Here is a 17,054-nt window from a genome sequence, read left to right as displayed (position 1 = left end):
CGGCACGGGGTGGCGGTGGAAGGACAATGGTCCGGACGATCCCCGGTTTCGCTAACCGGGGATCGTCGGGTATAAGGCATCCCCGTGCCCACCCCGCCGTGGGCCTCGGGGCACTAGCGGAACGGGTTCTCCGTGCCGCGATCGGCTTCGGTGGCGGCGTCGAGAAGCTCGGGAAGATCGGTGCCTTCGGCGTCCCTCTGATCGATCCACCACCCGGCCCGGGTGATCGTGCGGATCTTCTCCTCCAGGACGGCCCAGTCCGCCTCGTCCCAGGTGCCTTCGGTGACCAGCGCGGTGTAGGCGGCGGTGACCAGCTGATGGCGGGAGCGCTCGCCCCAGTCCAGGGCCTTCTGCGGGCCTTCGAGCGCAGGCATCTCGAACTGCGTGGCCCAGGCGGCGGCGGCCTGCTGTTCGGCGGCGCGGCGGGCGGCGAGCCACTCCTCCTTGCTGGCGCTGTCCCCGTCGCGGGCGGCCTTCCAGCAGTCGGTGCAGTCCTTGGAGGCGAGCCAGCGGGCGAAGGAGGCCCGCTTGTCGGCGGGCCGGTCGGACAGGTTGTGCGTCGCGGTGTGTCCACAGGAGTGGACAACTTCCCACGAAGTGCGGACGGCGATAGTGAAACTCCTTGCAGATAGCGGGTGTTCAGTGGGCGGCATGAGCCGGTGTGCGGCGCTGACGGCCCCGGCGGCGGGCAGGACCGGGCCAGAGGGCGTGCTCGGCGAGGGCGCCGGACACAGGGGTCCCGGCGGACGGGCAGGTGCCGGTGGCGGCGATTAGCTGGGAGTACGCCTCGGTGGTGGTGCCGGGCGGGCGAGAGCGCCCACGGTGAGGAACGCCGGGGTCATCACGGCGGCCAGCAGCAGACACGGCACCGCGGTCAGCGCGATCGCCGAGGCGGCGTCCGGGATCGCCATTGGCGGGCAGCCACCCGGCCCGGCGGGCGCGACGAGCCCTGTGGCCATGCCGGGCCGGGCGGCGGCGACCACGGACAGCACCAGCAGACAGGCCGTGGTGACCATCACCGCCGTGCGGTAACCAGGGTCTGTCCGCGCCCGTCGACCATCCGGCCCGGGACCGGCTGCCTGACAGAGGAAGCCAGCCACGCTGGTGGTGGAGGTCAACATGTGCGTGCCGTGGGTGGGGCACCCAGTGCGGGGGCGCTAACGGTGGCGTGCGGAACCGGTGATGGAGGGCGCGGGCGGTCCGGCAGGCAGTGCCGTTGTCAGTGCCGGGGTTGCGGGAACGGTGTGGAACATGGGGCGCGGAGTGCGGTGCGGTGGCAGAACGCCGACCCCGAGGTCCTGGGCGGCGGACTCGATTTCCTCTCTCAGCACGCCCAGCTGTCGGGAGAGGACGGAGAGCCGGGCGGCGGCACGCTGGCCCTGCTTTGTCTCCAACGCGTCGGCGAACTTCGCCGCTTGGTCGATGAGTTCGGTCAGACGGGGCAGCGGGCCGCGGGAGACGCCGGGGCCGTCCACGGCATCGAGCAAGGCCATGGAGACGTCGGCGGTGTGCCGTGCCTCCTCGACCTTCCGGATCAGCGCCGCGACCGTGGTCTCCGGTGCCGTCGGCTGATGCTTGAAGGGGGCGTAGTCCGGGCGCAGGACGCCCGCGGGTACGGGAGGAGGTGACGCCCGTTCGGCCTCGTACTCGCTGTCGTAGTGGCCGAGTACCTGCATCTGCTCGCTGCCGAGTTCGCCGACGAGGACGACGACCGTCTCCTCGTCGTGTTCGACGAGATGGGCCAGGGTGATCAGCTCGTTGTCGGCGCTGTACCAGGCGTCGGAGGCATCCAAGTTCCCGCGCTGCCAGGCGGCTTGCGCACGCTCGGTCCAGAGCCGCTGTTCCTCGCGCGGCAGCGGCGGACCTTGGGGGCGGTGTTGTCCGGCGAGGTCGCTGACGATGAAGGAGCGCTCGGCCCAGACCAGGATGTAGGGCCACAGCTGGAGGTGGCGGGCAATGGCAGCCTTGGGTTCGGGCTGGCTGGCCGGCGTGGACAGGATGCGGTGGATCTGGCCCGCGGCATGGGCCAGGTCGTCGAGCAGCAGCCGCCAGGCGTCGTGGTGCCGGGCCGGCGGCATGGCGTCCACCGCGCTGCGCGCGGCGGCCAGCAGCCTGTCGGTATGCGGCAGTACGTGGCGTTGGAACGCCTCGGCGCCCTCCCGGCGCCGCCCGCGCGCGATGTTTGCAGGCGAGCCGCCGATGCCGGGAGGACTCGGCAGGGCACGCTCGTAGCGCGTATGGATCAAGGCGAACTGTCCGCGGAAGGTGCGCAGTGCGTCGAGGGCGGTGCCGAGGTCGTCGGTGAGGCTGTCGGTGATGAGGTGCTCCGGAACAGGGATGCGGCAGGGGGTGACTGTTGTGGGGTTCAGCGGTGCGGACCGGTGGCGCTTGCGACCACCGCACTCGGGGGCAGCACGGCTGTCGCCGGCGCCCGGTCCTTAGCCGCGGTGACGGGCGGGGGTGTGGCGGCGCGAGCCATCTCGATCAGCTCTTCGCCGTGGATGAGCCATACCGCCTGCGCATCGGCGAGCGCCTCGGAATCCAGCTCGTGCGGTTCGTCGAGCGTGAGGCCCAGTCCGTCTTCCACGCGATCGAGGAAGACGGACTGTTCGGCCGTGAGAGGCTCACCGTCACGCAGGGTGGCGATGAACGCGGCGGCCTGGGTGCGGAACCGGTCGAGCGCCGCATCCAGGGCCGCGGCGTAGTACGCGCCGGGTTCGTGCGCCTCCTGCGCCCAGCGCAGGTCCTGTTCCGCTTCACCCAGCCGCGAGAGATGGACGGCCCGCTCGTAGTCGGGCAGCAGGCGGGTGCGGATGAGCGCGGCAGCGGTGTGAGCGTGGGACGCGATGACGCTGCGCGGAGGCGGGGCTGTCGCATTGAGGTGATCAGCACTCGGGGTCAGGGCGCCGACCACGTACGAGCCGTCCGAGGGGCGCTCGACCAGCAGCAACTCGGTGCCGCCACCGTCACGGAGGAACGCTGCGAAGCCCAGGCGCTCCTTCTCCAGCAGCTCGTAGAGGGCGCTGGTCTCCCACAGGTAGTCCCGCAGGTGGTGCTGGTCCTGCTGCTCTCGCAGGCCCAAGACGGTGGCTGCCCAGGAGCCGGGCAGCGCCGCCACGATCGCCTCGGCGATGTCGCCGAGGTAGGGGCGCGGGTGGGTGGCGACCCTCACCTGGCAGTCGCGGGCGGCCTGGTGGAGATGGGTGAGCGCTTGGCGTGCCCTGGCCGGGTAGTCCAGGGGCAGGGTGTGGAGCAGATCGTCGTCCTCGGTGAAGCCGGCCAGCGCCAGGGCGGTCTCGGCCCACCTGCGTCCGGTCCCGCTCGCCAGGGCGACGATCTTGTTTCGGGCGCTGAGGTACAGCGTGATGGTGGCGGATGGGGTGTGCATAGTGCCTTGTGTCGTGGGGTTCAGCGTCGGGGCCGCTGCGTGGAGTTGGGGGCGGGCTGCGAGGTCATCGCGGCTTCGGTGCGCGGCGGCCACCCGTTCACGGGGGAGCGGTTGCCGGCGGCCGGGAGCAGGTTCGGGTCGAGGTCGACCGCGTAACCTGCGGCGCTGAGCATCTGGGCGGCGTAGGTGGCCTTCTGGTTTTCGCGTTCCTGGCCGGTGTCGAAGTGCAACCGGATCCACACACCGCGCAGGGTCGGCTCGAAGATGAACCCGGCGCGGTCGAGGATCCGTGCGGCGAACTCGTCGATGGGGCCCTCGACTTCGACCTCACCGCCCAGTTTGCGGGCGATGCGGATGGGTTCGGTGCTCATGCTCATCGCCTCAGTCCCGGACCTGGGCGGCTCTGTGCGTGTCCGGCGGGGATCGCAGCCTTGTGTGCCGGGGGCTGTGTCGGGGTGGTGGTCAGGGCGGGGGCGTGCTGGGGCGAGGTTGCCGCGGCGGCCTGGGCGATGCGCCGGCGGCGCTCTGGCAGCCCGTCGCGCCCATACGGGCGGTCGGGCTCGGGGGTGAGCGCGTGGTCGAGGGAGTAGTCGGCCTGTACCTGGAAGCCGAGTCGGCGCAGATCCCCTACGGCCTGCCGGGCGCGGCGCTGGCCGTCCTGTTCCGGCTGGGCGAGCCGGTACAGGCCGGGATTGCCGGGGACGGGCTCGAACTGTTCGCGGGTGAGGAACCATTCGGCCAGGTGCGCGGTCACCGCGGCGGTGGGGGCGGCGACGAAGCCGTGCTCGGGGTGGACGGCGAAGTGGAAGTGGTCGGACAGAGGCGGATTGTCTCGTGGGTCAGCGGTGCGCCGCGGTGGTCCGGGGCGTGGCGGGCTGGGCCGGGCGGGCGGTGAGCAGGCGCGGGGTTGGTGCGGACAGCGCCACCGGTCCTCCGGGGACGGCCGCGCGGGCCTGGCGTTCGAAGGCTTCGCTGTCGGCGAGCCATGTTTCGATCGCGGGCAGGACGGCGGCGCCGAGCCGGGATCTGATCTGGCTCCACTCGTGGGCCGGCAGAGTCCGGGGGATGGAGTACAGGTTGGTGCGGAAGTCGTTGTACTCCTGCCAGGTCTCCTGGCTGTCGGCGAGCGCGTCGCGCAGGCGGGCCAGGGCCGCGGAGTCCTGCGGCCACGGGGTTGCGGCGGGGCGGCACCGCGGCAGCAGGATCGGCGCGTGGTCGAGGACCTCGCGGAAGGAGAGCCAGGCGTGGTCGGCGAAGGCCCGCTCGATTTCCGACACGAGCCGCGATGTGGCCAGGGGCACATCGTCGCTGAAGCGGCCGGAGGCCCTGATGGTCTTGAGGGTCTGGTGCTCTGCGCGGATTCGGTCCAGGGCCCTGAGGACAGTGTCGAGATGCCGGTTGTGCAGGGCGCGGCGGTACTCGGGCAGGAATGTGGTGGTGACGGCGCGTGCGGCGAGGTCCGGTTCGGCGGGCAGGACGATGCTGCGCGGCGCGTTCGGTTCTTCCCAGTTGTCGTCGTACTCCTCGGTGGAGAAGGCGCCCAGGAGGTAACCGCTGCTGTGTCCGGGGCGTTCGATCAGCAGTAGCTCGGTGCCCGCCCCGTTCTTGAGGACAACCGCGCTCGGAACGTGGGCGTGGATCATGGCCTGGATGAGGTCTCCGCTGTCCCACAGCGGATTGATGAAGTCCTCCTGCACTCGCGGGTGGTAGAGGAGTTCCGTCTTTGCACTCCAGGTGCCGGGCAGCCGGGCGGCGAGGTCCTCGCCGAAGTCCGCGAGATAGGGGCGGGGGCTGGTGGTGATGGTCGCGCCGTGCTCGTGGGCGCGGTGCACCAGAGCACTGGCCGTCTGCCGGGCGGTCGCTGTGTCGGACAGTGGGGCGGCGAAGGCGCCGCCGGGGATGCGGTGGAATCCGGCCTCTTCCAGGGCGCGGGAGGCTCGGAGGTGCTCCTCACCGTAGGGGACGGCAGTGAGCCCATGGGCGCGACTGGCGCTGAGGATGATCTGCGTGGGTGGTTCGGGCGACATGGGGTCCTGGTGGTCAACTCAGGTTTCGCACCACGGGGGCGGCGAGTGGAGCGTGCTGGGCGGACGGCTGGGCCGCCGGGGGCAGGGTCGGCCGCGGGCGAGGTGCTGTTGGAGTGGTCTCGGCATGAAGCGTTGCGGCGGTGGCGGTGAGCCGAGTGCGGGCTTCGCTGCACTTCTCGGCCGCGATGATCCGCAGCGTCTTGGGGTCGTTGTGCAGGTGGGAGGTCTCCACCCCGGGGGTGGCCTGCCGGTGAAGCCGGTGGACACACAGTGCAGAGCCTCGGTGAGGTGGCCCATGGCGCCGGTGACCGCGCTCATCGCCTCGGCGAGCCGTATGAGGGTGTGGCGCTCGGGGAGGTAGACCGTCTCGGGGGCGGCGAAGCGTTCCTGCGCGCGTTCGCTGGTGTACGTGAGGTGGTGGGCGAGCAGGGCGATGTCGTCGGTGAGCGCCGCCGGGTCTACTTCTGCGTGGGTGGTGGGCAGCTGTGCGGCGACCTCGTTGAGTCGCCGGGCGAGGTAGTCCAAGGTCGCCTGGGTGGTGATGCCGGACGCCATCAGACCGACAACTCCAGCCCGTCAGTGCGTGAACGGTTCAGCGCGGTGCGCAGTGCCCGGCCGTGCCGGAACGCGAACTTGCGGGAGGGGCCCTCCAGTTCACGGAACGCGTTGCCGCCGGCGGTCATCTGGGCGGGGTGCTGCCGGTAGTAGTAGACGACGTGCGGCAGCAGCTCGCCCGGCGCGAGGTTGGTGACGCCGTTGACCATGACGAAGTCCTCGCCCTGGGGCAGTCCCCCGTGCCCACCGGCGGCAACGACGAGTTCGGTACGGGCCACGAGCATGGTCTGGCCGAGCGGGATCTGTGCCTCGGGACTGGCCCAGTACCCCGTCACGTCACCGGGCTGGTGCACGCCGGGCGGCGTGGGGCAGCGCCAGATCGTGGTGGTGCCGTCCGGGTGCAGGTCCGCGCTCCAGCCCGCGACCCAGCCCAGTCCGGTTTCGGTGATCCGCTGGTGGCGCACAGCGAGGCTGTCGGCAGGCAGGAGATCGTCGTCATCGCTGTAACAGACGAAGGGGGTGCGGACGGTGCGCAGCCCGAGGTTGCGGGCGGCAGCGGCGCCCACCGGGCGCGGGAGTTCGATCACGCGGATGCGGTGGTCGGCGGCGAGTGGTGCGGGCAGGAGCGTGCGGTCGGCGCCGTCGAGGACGAGGACGGCCTCCCACGGCACGGTCTGCCGGGTGAGGCTGGCGTGCAGTTCGGCGAGGTAGCCCAGGCGTTCGGGCCGCAGCTGGGTGGCGATGACGACCGTGATGTCGGGGCGGGCGTGCGGGGACAGGGCGGTCTCCAGAGGCGAAAGGGGGAAAGATCAGCGGCGGGCGGGAGGACGGGCTGCCGCCGTGGCGGGCGTGGCAGGGTGTGGCAGGGCGCGGGGCGGACGTGTGACGGGCACCGGCCGGTTGGAAGCCCACAGGAACTGGTGGTCGCTGAAGCGGCTTCGTGGATTGGTGTCCCAGGGCACGACGGGTCCGATGTCTTCCTCGCGTAGCGGGATGACTTCGATGCCCCGGTCGGGGTGGAGGACGTAGCCCCGGTCCAGGCCGTCGGTGGCTGCATCGGTGACCCGTAGGAGCGGAGCACCTGGGGCGCGGTTGTCGTCGTACTGCCGTCCCGGCAACGTGCGAGCGGTGGGGAGTTCGTCGAGCAGGGTTGCCGGGACACCGTCGAGAAGGTCGGCCCCTAGCGACGACCAGCCGATGGGCACCCGGTCGATCAGGTACTCGGTCAGGGCCTCGACGTCCCCTGCGAAGCGATGCTGGTAGGCGGCCAGGAGCAGCGGGAGACGGCCGCTGGGATAAACCGTCGTGATGGACATAAACGCCGGTGTAGCCGCTCCCGATGGGGCGGGCGATGAAAGAGCGCGTGGACAAAGAACCTCGAAAGGGAGGCGGTCAGCAGGCTGGCCGAGGAGAGCGGGAGGGTGAGCGCGTGCCCGATGCCTGCAGGCGGCTGTCGTGCAATGGGGCGTTCTCGAGCGGGGGTTACCGGGCCCTCGGACGGGAAGCCGGGGGCGGGGCCGGCGGCACACCGCCGTGGCCGGCGCGGCCGAGGGGCGTGCGGCGTGTCTGCTGGTGGGTCCGGGCCAGGTAGGCGGCGTTGGAGTCGGCCAGCTGGCGGCCGACTCCCGCGAGCCGCATCGCGCCGTGGCGGTAGTGGTCGGCGAGGTCTTTCTCCTGGTGCCGGTCGCACCAGCGGGCAGCGGCGTCGAGGAAGGCGATCAGTTCGTCGAGCCCGCTATGACCGTCGCCCAGGACGGCTTCCGTGACGGTCTGGAACTCCGCTGGCGTGCTGGCCTGTTGGAGGGCTCGGGTCCAGGGGGTGACGCTCTGCCCCGGACTCGCCGAGACCGAGGCCGTCAGTGAACTGCTGCGAGTCGTTGGCGGCCCAGCGGTGCAGGTCGTCACGGGTCGGCGTGCTCGTGTTGGAGGCGTGGATCTGCTCGGTGGTGGGGCCGACGGTGTCGTACTGCTCAAGGTCGAGGTGAGGGAACACAGGTCTCCTTGCGGCGCGAGGGCGCGGCAGGGCCCGGTCAGGAGGAGGTGGCGGGCGGGCCGGAGGCGTCGGTGCGGGCGCAGGTGTAGCCCAGGAGCTTGGACGGGGCGGCCGTCGCGGGGACGGTGGCGGCGTCGTTGCAGACGAACGTGTACTGGATCGAGCGGCGGGGGATGTCATGCAGCCAGGCCCGGTCGTCCTTGCCGGGGTTGAGCTGCAGCCCGGAGCGGGCGACCGCGTCGGTCTGGGTATGCGTGTGGGAGAAGAGGGCCAGCGCGCCGCCGTCGGTCAGCTTGAGCGCGTACGCGTCGCGGTAGCGGCTGACGGCACCGGCGAACGTGCTGGTGCCCTGGCTGCCGTACCGGGTGACGGTCTCGGCGTGGACCTTGATCTGCTGGCTGCGCGCCTTGCTTGGGGCGAAGATCTTCTTCCCGGTGTTCTGGCCGCCGGTGGCGAAGTTGTCCAGGATGCCGCTCCTGAGCAGGTCGGCTCCCATGGCGAGGTCCTTGTTGCCGTTGGCCGCGACGGCGGTGGCGTATCCGTCGGCGTCCAGGGTGACCTTGGGCAGCTGAGTGCCGTAGAGGTCGGCGACGGAGACCATCTCCCACCGCTTGTGCTGCGGCTGCTCGGCGAAGACGGCCAGCCGGTTGGGGGCCTTGCCCTTGGTGGCGGAGAGCGCGGCGGCGAACCAGCGGGGCTGGCCGGGGGCGATCCGCGGAATGTACAGCTTGGCGCTGGCAGTGTCGTACGCCCATGGCTTGTACGCCTTGCGCTCGGACTCGGTGAGCCCTTCGGTCTCCTTGTAGTCGGAGACGGACATGGTATACAGCGGTCCGTCTTCGACGGTGTCGAGCAGGGCGCGGTCGCGGTGGGCATTGGCCTTGTTGTTGGCCGTCGCGTACCGGTCGATCTTGGCGAGGGCTTGCTGCTTGGTCAGCGCGGGCGGCAGCTCCCGCTGCTGGTTGGTGCTCGCCGATGGAGCGGCGTTCTTGGCCGTCGGGCTGTCGCTGCCGCTGCCGCTGTTGCAGGCAGTCACGGCCAGGGACACGCAGACGGTGGTGGTGATTGCCAGGGTGAAACGGTGGAGGGGGCGGCGGTTGGGGTGCTCCTGAGGGACGGGCGTGGTGGGTGATCTGCCTCTAGAGTCCGGGCAATCCCCGGTTTCGCTAACCGGGGATTGCCCGCTATGTTTCCGCCTTCTTCCCACGCGGTGCGCGGGCGTGAAGCTGGCCCGAGCCGGGCCGTCGCGCGGTATCCGTACAGGTCAGCGGCGGGCTCTAGGCGCGGTCGGTGATATGGGTGGGGGAGCGGGCAGCGCGGCGGGCCGGTGTGGTCCAGCGGTTGGGGGAGCCGGTGCCCGTCGGGGGCTGGGCACTGGCGCGATGAGTAGGTCTGCGTCCTGGTGCAGGTTGCGGGCTGCGTCGGTCAGGTGGCGGTGGGCGCTGGCGAGCCGGTCGTCGAGGGCCGCGCGTGCGGTGTGGATGGCCTGTGCCCGTTCGGGTGTCCGAGGGGCAGCGTTGATCTCGTGGAGGCGGCCGATCTGGACGACGGCTTCGCCCAGCTTGGCAAGGGCCCATCCGAGCGGGTCGGCCGCGCGCGTCATCAGGCCGATCTTGCGGTGGGCCAGGGAGTCGGCCGGGCCGGGATGCCGCCTGGCTGCCCTGCTGTGGAAGGCGGCTTCGCCCGCCAGCACGGTGAAAAGACCTGCGATGACCCGGACTTGATCCTCGACTTCCTCGCTGATGCTGGCGAGCGAGTGCGTGGGTTCCGGCGCGGGCAGGTCATCGGCGGCATGGTGGATGCGTTCGGCCAGGGCGTGCAGGTGCGCCGCCTGTTCCAGACCGGCGAGCGAGGCGGGTTCCCCGGAGTTCACCGGGTGCGACCAGGCGTGGGGCGCGCCGCCGTCGGCAGCCGGGGCGTGGCCCCGCGGAGATGGCCGCGCTGGTGGTCTGGTGTGCCGGGGCACGGGGAGCCAGCGCGCGCATGCGGTCGACGGCGGTGTGCAGGTCCTCGCCGAGACCGCGCAGGGTGGCCGCGGCGTCCTGCAGGTCGTAGTGGAGATCGAATCCGTCGTCGTGGTCGGCTTCTTTGACCTTCTCGGCTGCCGTTTCGAAGAACTCAGCGAGCCTCTCCAGCAGACCGTCGGTCGGTTCCAGGACCTGGTCGGTGAGGGCAGCGGCGTGCGCGTAGGAAGCGGCGCCGTTGAGCTGGTCGGTGAGTGCGAGGACCTGGAGGCCGTAGGCGTAATGGCCGGCGGGATCGGTGGGGGTGGTGATGTCCGCGGGCGCAGGGGCGGGGACCCTGGGATCGGTGGAGGCTGTGGACAGCGGGGGTCTCCTGGAGGCGTGGGTCGGGCAGCGATGCCCGACGCGGGACTTGGTGGTGGGCGTCTACCGCCGTGCCGAGGACGGCGTGCCGGTCGTCGGCTGGGTGCCGAGCGCCGCTGTCGGCGGGCGGGACGGCGGGCCCGCGGAGGCGGGGGCGGCGTGGCGGAAGTTGACGCCGATGCCCTGGGCGGTGAGCCGCCGGACGGCGGTCTGGATCAGCAGGGCGCGGTCGCTGGTGCTGTAGGAGGCGGGCAGCACGAACGCCGACTCGTGCGGGCTGTACTGGAAGTAGCAGCCGTAGAGCACTGTGCGGGCGTCTTCGGGCACCGACTTATACGGTGCGCCCACGACTCCGTCTGGGTACCAGATCAGCGTGAGTGTCTGGGCGACCTCCGGTGCCGCCGGCCGGTGCGGGGGCTCGGGCTGGGTGAGGGCGTTGTGGCGGACGGCGTCCAGGGCCTGGCAGTAGCGGGGCAGCACGCGGCGGGTGACCGCGGCGGCAGCTCGGACGGGGTCGTTGGGGACGGCGATGCCGTTCGGCTCGTCCACCCTGCGGAAGTGGTGTGGCTTAAAGCCCTCGGGCTCCAGCGGGGCCACTACGAACTGATGGCGGTACAGGGGCCGGTCGGTGACGTACAGCTGCTGTTCGTGGGGGCCGTGGAGGACGGCGTTGTGGCCGAGGACGTACTGGCTGACGATGTAGTCGACGTGGCCGGTGTCCCAGAGCCGTTCGATGGTGGGGAACTGATTCTCGTAGGCGGCGTGGCGGTGATACTCGCTGGCCCAGGTGCCGGGCAGACGTGCGGCGAGGGCGATGGCGAATGCGGACAGGTCGGTGCGAGTTGCGGGCAAGGGGATCCTGATGCGGGTCAGCGGGTACGGCCGGAGGGCGGTTGGGAGGGCGGGGGTGCCGGTGCCGGTGCCGGTGCCGGATGGCTGGGCGCGCTGTGGGCGGTGGCGTAGTAGTCGGCCACTGCTTCCTGCCAGCTCCGGCGCTGCGGGGCGGCGAGGGCCTGCATGCGTTCGACGGCGACGTGCAGGTCTTCGCCGAGTCGGCGCAGTGTGAGCGCGTCCGTCTGGAGGTCGTGGTAGAGGTCGAAGCCGTCTTGGCGTTCGGATGCTTTGGCCGTCTTGGCTGCCGTTTCGAAGAAGTCTTCGAGGCCGTGGGGGAGTCCTTCGGCTGGCTCCAGGACTTGGTCGAGGAGCTGGGAGGCTTCGCCGTACGAGCGGGCGGCGTTCAGTCTGGCGGTGAGGTCCCGTACGGCCTGGGCCGCGGCATTCGGGGCGGCAGGGGTGTTGGACTGCGATGGCACGTTGGACGAAGAGGGAACGGGCAGCAGCTGCAGCAGTGGCGAGTGCGGTGGCGAAGGCGGCGAGGTCGGCTCGGGATGCAGCTATGGGCTCCCAGGGCGTGAGGGCAGGGTCACCGTCCGTGCGCCGCGCGGACGGGCGGGGCGTCGGCTGCGGACGCGCGGATCGGGGTGGTGCCTGGGCGGTGTGTCGAGTGTGCGGTGGCGTCGTGGGGTGCCGCCACCTGCCGGTAGGCGTGGATGACCTCCCTGAGGTGGTCGACCGCGTCGGCGCGGCGTGCGGCCAGGATGTCGATTTGAGTGGCGCTGTTCTGCAGGACGCCGAGGGAGTTGATCTGTGTCTTCCCGGCGGCGACGCGCGTCAGGGTGGAGGCCGCGGTCTGTGCGGAGTTGGCGAGTTGTGCGTGCAGGTGGTCGAGGCGGTGGGCGGCCGTGACCACGAGCTGGGCGAGGATGTCCGCGGGGCTGCTGGCGGTGTGGCGCTGGTAGAGGCGCCGTGGCGAGGTGCTGAGTGCCTCGCTCACCATCTGGGAGCCGACGGCGGAAGGGAGCACTGGGTCTTCGATCTTTGCCTCCGTGGTGTCGTGCGCGGGACTGGTGTCAACGTCGTCCACGGCGCCGTAGGTGATGTGGGTCAGTGGGGTCGGTCGGCGGGTGGCGGCGTTGCAGGAGGTCGGGGACGTGGCCCGGTGCTGTCGAGCAGCTCAAAGTGCTCGCAGGCGTGGCGCAGTTCGAGGGACAACTGCTGCAACCGGTGCGGCATGGACTGTTCAGCGGGTTCGGGCACGGGGACCTCGTGATGTCGGGACTGGGGGAGCGTTTGCCCCCGAAGGCGGGGGCGTCTGCGCTGCCATGGCAGCCGCTTTACCTGGCAGCGGCCTTGATCGGCGGTCTCCGCGCGGTGGTGGGGTCCTTGACGGTGCGTCGGGAGTGCCGCCGAAGGGGCGTGTGCCGCCGACGAGAGAGGGGCGGCCGTCGAGTTCGTCGAGCCAATTGAGGAGCTTGGGCAGGTTCTTGTCGGGCCCGAACGCCAAGTAAGTGCCGTCGGCGCTGTCGCAGCCGAACCACTCGGCTATCCCCAGCCGCGTACGGGAGTTGACGCGGCCCATGTGCACGCCCTTGCCGCGGGCCTCCGCCTCGCGGGCCAGCCGCTCCGCGACCGGGCCGAGCTTCCACTCGGTCGATCCGGCCAGGAACAGGACATCGAAGCTGTCCCACGGCAGCAGCCCGGGTGCATCGCAGCCGTCCTGCGCCGCGTAAGCCGCGGGGATGCCCAGTTCGCGGATGCGGGCCAGCCACGGCAGGGACTCGGTGAGGGTGCCGGCGGCGTCGAACGGCTGGTCCGGGGCGAGCGCCCACAGGCATCGGTCCGGCCCGTACCGCTCGACGGTCCGCTCCAGCCAGGCGAACCACGCCTCGGCGCCGGGCCAGTAGCGGCCTTTGCCGTCGCTGCCGAATTTCGAGTTGTCGCAGGCGTACAGGGCTCCGTCGGGGATGCGGCTGCCTTGTGCGGGGGTGGTCATGCAGCCGATACGTCCGGCGCTCATCGCGGCCCGTATCTCAGGCCCCGAGGGAGTGCCGAGGTACAGCAGCGGGCACCTCCCGGGCACGCGGAAGGCGAGTTCGTCGGCGTATAAGGACTCCGCGGCGCGGGACGGAGGACGGGCTCCTTGGGCCTGTGTGGGCTCGGATCACCGGCTGCGTGGACGGGCCGGTCCGGGGCGCATGACGGCCGCGTCGGTCAGTTGCCTGACTTCGGACGCCGTGACGTGCGGGGAGGCGGGCAGGTCTTCGAGCTCTGGCAGGGCGCGGTCGTCCTGGGTGAAGTGCATCTCTCCGTACTGTGCGTGCAGGTCGTCCTCGGGATCGGTGCGCCGGAAGACGCAGAGGGTCTCCCGCCAGGCGCCGTCGGGGCCGTGGCAGGTGCTGTGGATGCGCAGAGACCAGGGGTCTCGGGCCCGGGACAGTCCTTGCCACGAGGGTGGTCCGGCAGGTGGGTGTGAGCGAGCAGGGCTTCGAAGAAGGCCAGGTCGTCAGGGGTGAGCGTGCGGTGCTCAACGTAGGAGAAGGACATGGGCCGTTGGATCGATTCGTCGGTCGGTGAGGGCGTCAGGCTCCGTGAACCTGACGCTGCTTCCTTGCGGTGTGATGCCGACGCGGAGGCTTCGGCGCGGGTTAGCGGTGGTGTGCGCTCGGCCTGGGCGGCGCAGGCGCGGGGGCCTGCCGTTGGGAAGGCGTGGGGAAGAAGCGGTGGAAGTCGAGGTGGGCGTTGAGTTCCTTGGCCGCGTCACGGAGCGATTCCGAGGTGCGCCGCAGATAGGCGCGCGCAGTGGCGTGGTCGATGACCATGCGGTTTTCCCGTGCGTCCGATCGGTCGGGCCAGAGGACCGGGACAGGGATAGGGCGGTCTCCGCGGTCTGGGCGAAGTGCGGTGCGGCGTGGCTCGACAGGGTGGCCGCTGTCGCGAGGTGGGCGAGTACGGCGCTGCCGGCCCGGTTGGTGCTGTGAGCAGTCCGGGCGAAGTCGGCAGCCAGCTGGACGATGTCGCGGGAGAGAGCCTGCGCGTTGGCGGCATGCTGGAGCAGTTCCGCGTAGGACGGTGCGGCCGGCACCCGGCCGGTGTCGTCCAGCAACTGCCACTGCTCGGCGGCGTCGAGGAGTTTCGCCTTCATCGCGTCGAGCGAGTCGATGAGGTGGAGGGTGTTGTTGCGGGGGATCAGTTCGCGCTGGACATCGGGATTCATAAGCCTTCTGCGTTCGTCTGTATTGCCGTCAGTTCCGCGTGGGTGCGTCGGCGATGGGGCGGCTGCCTAGCAGCGAAGCGTTGATCTTGAACTGGTTTGCGGTGGCGTAGATCGCGGCGCGAGCGTGATCGATGTCCTGCTTCAACAACAGGAGCAGACCTTCCGGGGCTTCGATCTGCGCATCCGCGGAGGGCGCAAAGAAGTGGTGGTGGGAGCTGATGTGGTCCATGGCCTTGGCCAGGTAGTGGTGGGCGAGACCCAGAGGCGCTGCACACTGGCGAATAGCCGTCGCGTGCATGGCGCGGTCGCTGCCCTTGCCGTTGAAACTGGTGACCAGGTCATCGGCGAGGCAGTTCAATTCCCAGGTGATCTGCACGAGCGCCGCATCGATCGCGTCGCTAATGGCCTCGCCCTGTCCTCCTGCGACGGACTGCGGGAGTTGGTCTGCGCACCTTTCGAGGCTCCGCGCCGATGCCCGGAGGCAGTCGGGGTTGGTTCTACGGATGTCATGGGGGTAGGCGGAGGTGTCGTACATCCCTGTCCTGTGTGTATCCCTGAGCCGGTCGGGATCGTCTATTTTTGCGTAAATTGTCATGTTTTAATGCATGCGGGCGTCCGTATCGAAGAGCGCCCGTTCGTGGGGGTGCAGGAGGTGCTGCACGATGAAGCTGCGACCCGCGACCTTCCACAAGCCTCTGCCGCGGTTGAGGTGGGAGATCGCGTCGGTCTCCACCGAGGTCAGGCCCAACAGCGCTGCAGCAGCGTGGAGTTGGTCGGTCTCCTGCCGGTAGATGATGCGGGTGGAGCAGTCGGCGAGCAGACCCTCGGCCAGGGCCCGGCCGCGGGATCCGGCGTCGCCCGCGGTGAGCAGGTCAGACAGCCGGTGGATCACCATCAGGTTCGCGATGCCCAGGCCGCGACTCAGCTTCCACTGGGACTGCATGCGCTGGAGCAGGCCGGGGTGGCGCATCAGGCGCCATGCTTCGTCGTAGACGATCCAGCGCCTCCCGCCGTTCGGGTCGGACAGCGCGGACTCCATCCACGCCGAGGCGCAGGTCATGGCGAGGACGAGGGCGGTGTCGTCGCCGGATCCGCCCAGGCGGGACAGGTCGATGGTGAGCATCGGCGAGTTGGGGTCGAACGTGACGGTGCTCGGGGCGTCGAACATCCCGGCCAGGTCGCCGTGGACCAACCTGCGGATGGCGTGGGCCAGGTCGCGGGAGGCGTCGCCGAGGCGGCCGGACATGATGCCGCCGGCGGCGTCGAGTTCGTCGGGGTTGTTGAGGGTGGCGGCGATGTCGCCGAGCAGCGGGGTGCGTCCGGTCGCGGTGGCGCGGGTGACGACGGCGTCCAGGGCGACGTCGAGACCGGTGTGCTCCATCGGCAGCAGCTCCCGCCCGAGCACGGTGCGGGCCAGCGAGCCGAGCAGCAGCAGGCGCCTTTTGCGGATCTCGCCCGCCCAGTCAGCCTCGGACACGCTGTTGGGACGCGGCGCCGCATCCAGAGGGTTCAGCTTTCCGGGCAGGCCCGGCCCGAGCGCGATCGAGGTGCCGCCCAGCGCCTGTGCCACGGGCGTCCACTCGCCCTTCGGGTCACAGGGGACGTAGACCCGGTATCCGAAGGCGATCGACCGCAGCGCGAAGCTCTTGGCCAACGCGCTCTTGCCCTGCCCGATCACCCCGGCAAGAAGCACGTTGGGGTTGGTGAACCCCTCGACCTTGCCGTACAGCGCGAACGGATCGAAACAGAACGACGCCTCCGCGTGCACGTCGCGGCCGATGTAGATGCCCTCGGCGCCGAGCCCGCCTTCGGCGAGAAACGGGTACGCCCCAGAGGCGGTGGCGGTGGTCATACGGTGCGCGGGCAGCCTGATCCTGTTGTTGCGTGAGGACGCGGGGCCAGGACGCCCGGCGGGCGGGAAGAGGGGCGGCGGCATCTCCCGCTCCTCCGCGCCGGCGCCGCTGGTGTGAGCGGCGGCTTCGACGCGGGCCTTCGCGGCGGCCTCGGCGAGCTGCCGACGGGCGGCCTTGCGGGAGGCACGGTCGATGCCGTGCGGGGTAAACAGAGGGCTGGCGCTGGCGCGGCGGGCACGGCGCGCGGGCCGGTGACTCATGACGGGGCGGCTTTCACGAAGGCGGCGGTCTGGACGCGGCGTGGGGTCAGACGACCGGTGAGGCGGTGAACAGAACCGGGCTGCGGTAGTCCTTGCCGTCGCCCGACCAGTCCAGCTGGATGTAGCCGTCGGCGAGGTAACGGCCGGAATCCGCCGGGTACTTGAGGGTTCCGGTCGAATAAGAGCCGTTGCCGTGCATGCTGCTGTGCTCGAGCGCGTACTCCAGGCCGGTGTAGGCGGCGGACTTCACGACCGGGTCCGTGCCGCTGACGCTCTTCTTGGTCTGGAGCTGGAACTTGGCCTTGTTGAAGGTATAGGTGTTGCGGTTCTTGGCCGTGTACGGGCCGTCCCAGTACACGGTGGCGTTGGTGTAGATGTTGCCGCCGGAGCGCATGGCGCAGAGCGTCACGTCGAAGTCCCAGTTGTCGGAGTCGGGGCCGTTGTACGACGGGTCGTCGACGCTGTAGCTGCTGGTCTTGCAGTGGTAGCTGGCGGCGGATGCCGGGGTGGTGGTGCACAGGGCGGTCGTGCCGGCGAGTGCGGCGAGTATGACGGCAGCGGAGGTGGAGCGCTTCAGCTTGCGCATTGAGGTCCTTT

22 protein-coding genes are annotated in these 17,054 nt (G+C 70.6%); all 22 read right to left on the bottom strand.

The window, feature by feature from the left end; translation table 11 throughout:
• Positions 1-113: 113 nt before the first annotated feature.
• The 22 genes from ACIBAG_RS27555 to ACIBAG_RS27450 all read right to left on the bottom strand — a co-directional run bounded on the left by ACIBAG_RS27555 (position 114) and on the right by ACIBAG_RS27450 (position 17,043).
• Positions 114-653 (bottom strand): hypothetical protein, encoded by a 540-nt coding sequence (locus tag ACIBAG_RS27555; protein ID WP_399108479.1) that lies wholly within the window; start codon positions 651-653, stop codon positions 114-116.
• Positions 654-770: 117 nt separating this feature from the next.
• A complete protein-coding gene (locus tag ACIBAG_RS27550; protein ID WP_399108478.1) occupies positions 771-1,019 on the bottom strand; it encodes a hypothetical protein in 249 nt (82 codons plus the stop codon).
• A gap of 138 nt (positions 1,020-1,157) precedes the next feature.
• A complete protein-coding gene (locus ACIBAG_RS27545; protein ID WP_399108477.1) occupies positions 1,158-2,246 on the bottom strand; it encodes a hypothetical protein in 1,089 nt (362 codons plus the stop codon).
• A 119-nt stretch (positions 2,247-2,365) separates the two neighbouring features.
• On the bottom strand, positions 2,366-3,388 hold the full coding sequence (locus ACIBAG_RS27540; RefSeq protein ID WP_399108475.1) for a hypothetical protein: 1,023 nt from the start codon (positions 3,386-3,388) through the stop codon (positions 2,366-2,368).
• 20 nt (positions 3,389-3,408) lie between these two features.
• On the bottom strand, positions 3,409-3,759 hold the full coding sequence (locus ACIBAG_RS27535) for a hypothetical protein (RefSeq protein ID WP_399108474.1): 351 nt from the start codon (positions 3,757-3,759) through the stop codon (positions 3,409-3,411).
• Between the two features lie 2 nt (positions 3,760-3,761).
• Positions 3,762-4,142 carry a hypothetical protein gene (locus tag ACIBAG_RS27530; RefSeq protein ID WP_399108472.1) on the bottom strand — a complete coding sequence of 127 codons (381 nt, stop codon included), beginning with the start codon at positions 4,140-4,142 and terminating at the stop codon, positions 3,762-3,764.
• Between the two features lie 85 nt (positions 4,143-4,227).
• Positions 4,228-5,415, bottom strand: coding sequence for a hypothetical protein (locus ACIBAG_RS27525; RefSeq protein ID WP_399108471.1), 1,188 nt, complete (start codon positions 5,413-5,415; stop codon positions 4,228-4,230).
• Positions 5,416-5,433: 18 nt separating this feature from the next.
• Positions 5,434-5,970 (bottom strand): hypothetical protein, encoded by a 537-nt coding sequence (locus ACIBAG_RS27520; RefSeq protein ID WP_399108469.1) that lies wholly within the window; start codon positions 5,968-5,970, stop codon positions 5,434-5,436.
• Positions 5,970-6,713, bottom strand: coding sequence for a glycosyltransferase family 2 protein (locus tag ACIBAG_RS27515; RefSeq protein ID WP_399108927.1), 744 nt, complete (start codon positions 6,711-6,713; stop codon positions 5,970-5,972). Before ACIBAG_RS27515 ends, ACIBAG_RS27520 begins: the two co-directional genes overlap by 1 nt.
• Positions 6,714-6,779: 66 nt before the next feature.
• A complete protein-coding gene (locus ACIBAG_RS27510; RefSeq protein ID WP_399108467.1) occupies positions 6,780-7,286 on the bottom strand; it encodes a hypothetical protein in 507 nt (168 codons plus the stop codon).
• Positions 7,287-7,452: 166 nt separating this feature from the next.
• Positions 7,453-7,875 (bottom strand): hypothetical protein, encoded by a 423-nt coding sequence (locus ACIBAG_RS27505; RefSeq protein WP_399108465.1) that lies wholly within the window; start codon positions 7,873-7,875, stop codon positions 7,453-7,455.
• 125 nt (positions 7,876-8,000) lie between these two features.
• Positions 8,001-9,011: a hypothetical protein gene (locus tag ACIBAG_RS27500; protein WP_399108464.1), complete on the bottom strand. Its 1,011-nt coding sequence runs from the start codon at positions 9,009-9,011 to the stop codon at positions 8,001-8,003.
• 216 nt (positions 9,012-9,227) lie between these two features.
• The gene (locus ACIBAG_RS27495) at positions 9,228-9,836 is read right to left on the bottom strand and encodes a hypothetical protein (protein ID WP_399108462.1); all 609 of its coding nucleotides are present in this window, start codon (positions 9,834-9,836) and stop codon (positions 9,228-9,230) included.
• Positions 9,837-10,353: 517 nt separating this feature from the next.
• Positions 10,354-11,142 carry a hypothetical protein gene (locus ACIBAG_RS27490; RefSeq protein WP_399108460.1) on the bottom strand — a complete coding sequence of 263 codons (789 nt, stop codon included), beginning with the start codon at positions 11,140-11,142 and terminating at the stop codon, positions 10,354-10,356.
• A 17-nt stretch (positions 11,143-11,159) separates the two neighbouring features.
• A complete protein-coding gene (locus ACIBAG_RS27485) occupies positions 11,160-11,603 on the bottom strand; it encodes a hypothetical protein (protein WP_399108458.1) in 444 nt (147 codons plus the stop codon).
• A gap of 110 nt (positions 11,604-11,713) precedes the next feature.
• Positions 11,714-12,214, bottom strand: coding sequence for a hypothetical protein (locus ACIBAG_RS27480; RefSeq protein ID WP_399108456.1), 501 nt, complete (start codon positions 12,212-12,214; stop codon positions 11,714-11,716).
• Positions 12,215-12,370: 156 nt separating this feature from the next.
• Positions 12,371-13,147 (bottom strand): hypothetical protein, encoded by a 777-nt coding sequence (locus ACIBAG_RS27475; RefSeq protein WP_399108454.1) that lies wholly within the window; start codon positions 13,145-13,147, stop codon positions 12,371-12,373.
• A gap of 144 nt (positions 13,148-13,291) precedes the next feature.
• The gene (locus ACIBAG_RS27470) at positions 13,292-13,432 is read right to left on the bottom strand and encodes a hypothetical protein (protein ID WP_399108452.1); all 141 of its coding nucleotides are present in this window, start codon (positions 13,430-13,432) and stop codon (positions 13,292-13,294) included.
• Between the two features lie 343 nt (positions 13,433-13,775).
• On the bottom strand, positions 13,776-13,949 hold the full coding sequence (locus tag ACIBAG_RS27465) for a hypothetical protein (protein ID WP_399108450.1): 174 nt from the start codon (positions 13,947-13,949) through the stop codon (positions 13,776-13,778).
• A gap of 423 nt (positions 13,950-14,372) precedes the next feature.
• Complete coding sequence (locus ACIBAG_RS27460; protein WP_399108448.1) at positions 14,373-14,879, bottom strand: hypothetical protein; 507 nt, start codon at positions 14,877-14,879, stop codon at positions 14,373-14,375.
• A gap of 63 nt (positions 14,880-14,942) precedes the next feature.
• Positions 14,943-16,457: an ATP-binding protein gene (locus ACIBAG_RS27455; RefSeq protein ID WP_399108447.1), complete on the bottom strand. Its 1,515-nt coding sequence runs from the start codon at positions 16,455-16,457 to the stop codon at positions 14,943-14,945.
• 46 nt (positions 16,458-16,503) lie between these two features.
• The gene (locus tag ACIBAG_RS27450; RefSeq protein WP_399108446.1) at positions 16,504-17,043 is read right to left on the bottom strand and encodes a hypothetical protein; all 540 of its coding nucleotides are present in this window, start codon (positions 17,041-17,043) and stop codon (positions 16,504-16,506) included.
• Positions 17,044-17,054 lie beyond the last annotated feature (11 nt).

This window comes from Streptomyces sp. NPDC051243 (assembly GCF_044455405.1).
Classification (GTDB): Bacteria; Actinomycetota; Actinomycetes; order Streptomycetales; family Streptomycetaceae; genus Streptomyces.
The sequence above is the reverse complement of the archived record's forward strand: the minus strand, read 5'-3'. Positions and strand labels throughout refer to the sequence as shown.

Excerpts from the sequence above, each read along its gene's own strand:
- ACIBAG_RS27555 (WP_399108479.1), bottom strand. The coding sequence starts at position 653 with ATGCCGCCCACTGAACACCCGCTATCTGCAAGGAGTTTCACTATCGCC.
- ACIBAG_RS27540 (WP_399108475.1), bottom strand. The coding sequence starts at position 3,388 with ATGCACACCCCATCCGCCACCATCACGCTGTACCTCAGCGCCCGAAAC.
- ACIBAG_RS27535 (WP_399108474.1), bottom strand. The coding sequence starts at position 3,759 with ATGAGCACCGAACCCATCCGCATCGCCCGCAAACTGGGCGGTGAGGTC.
- ACIBAG_RS27525 (WP_399108471.1), bottom strand. The coding sequence starts at position 5,415 with ATGTCGCCCGAACCACCCACGCAGATCATCCTCAGCGCCAGTCGCGCC.
- ACIBAG_RS27520 (WP_399108469.1), bottom strand. The coding sequence starts at position 5,970 with ATGGCGTCCGGCATCACCACCCAGGCGACCTTGGACTACCTCGCCCGG.
- ACIBAG_RS27510 (WP_399108467.1), bottom strand. The coding sequence starts at position 7,286 with ATGTCCATCACGACGGTTTATCCCAGCGGCCGTCTCCCGCTGCTCCTG.
- ACIBAG_RS27475 (WP_399108454.1), bottom strand. The coding sequence starts at position 13,147 with ATGAGCGCCGGACGTATCGGCTGCATGACCACCCCCGCACAAGGCAGC.
- ACIBAG_RS27470 (WP_399108452.1), bottom strand. The coding sequence starts at position 13,432 with ATGCACTTCACCCAGGACGACCGCGCCCTGCCAGAGCTCGAAGACCTG.
- ACIBAG_RS27465 (WP_399108450.1), bottom strand. The coding sequence starts at position 13,949 with ATGGTCATCGACCACGCCACTGCGCGCGCCTATCTGCGGCGCACCTCG.
- ACIBAG_RS27460 (WP_399108448.1), bottom strand. The coding sequence starts at position 14,879 with ATGTACGACACCTCCGCCTACCCCCATGACATCCGTAGAACCAACCCC.
- ACIBAG_RS27455 (WP_399108447.1), bottom strand. The coding sequence starts at position 16,457 with ATGAGTCACCGGCCCGCGCGCCGTGCCCGCCGCGCCAGCGCCAGCCCT.
- ACIBAG_RS27450 (WP_399108446.1), bottom strand. The coding sequence starts at position 17,043 with ATGCGCAAGCTGAAGCGCTCCACCTCCGCTGCCGTCATACTCGCCGCA.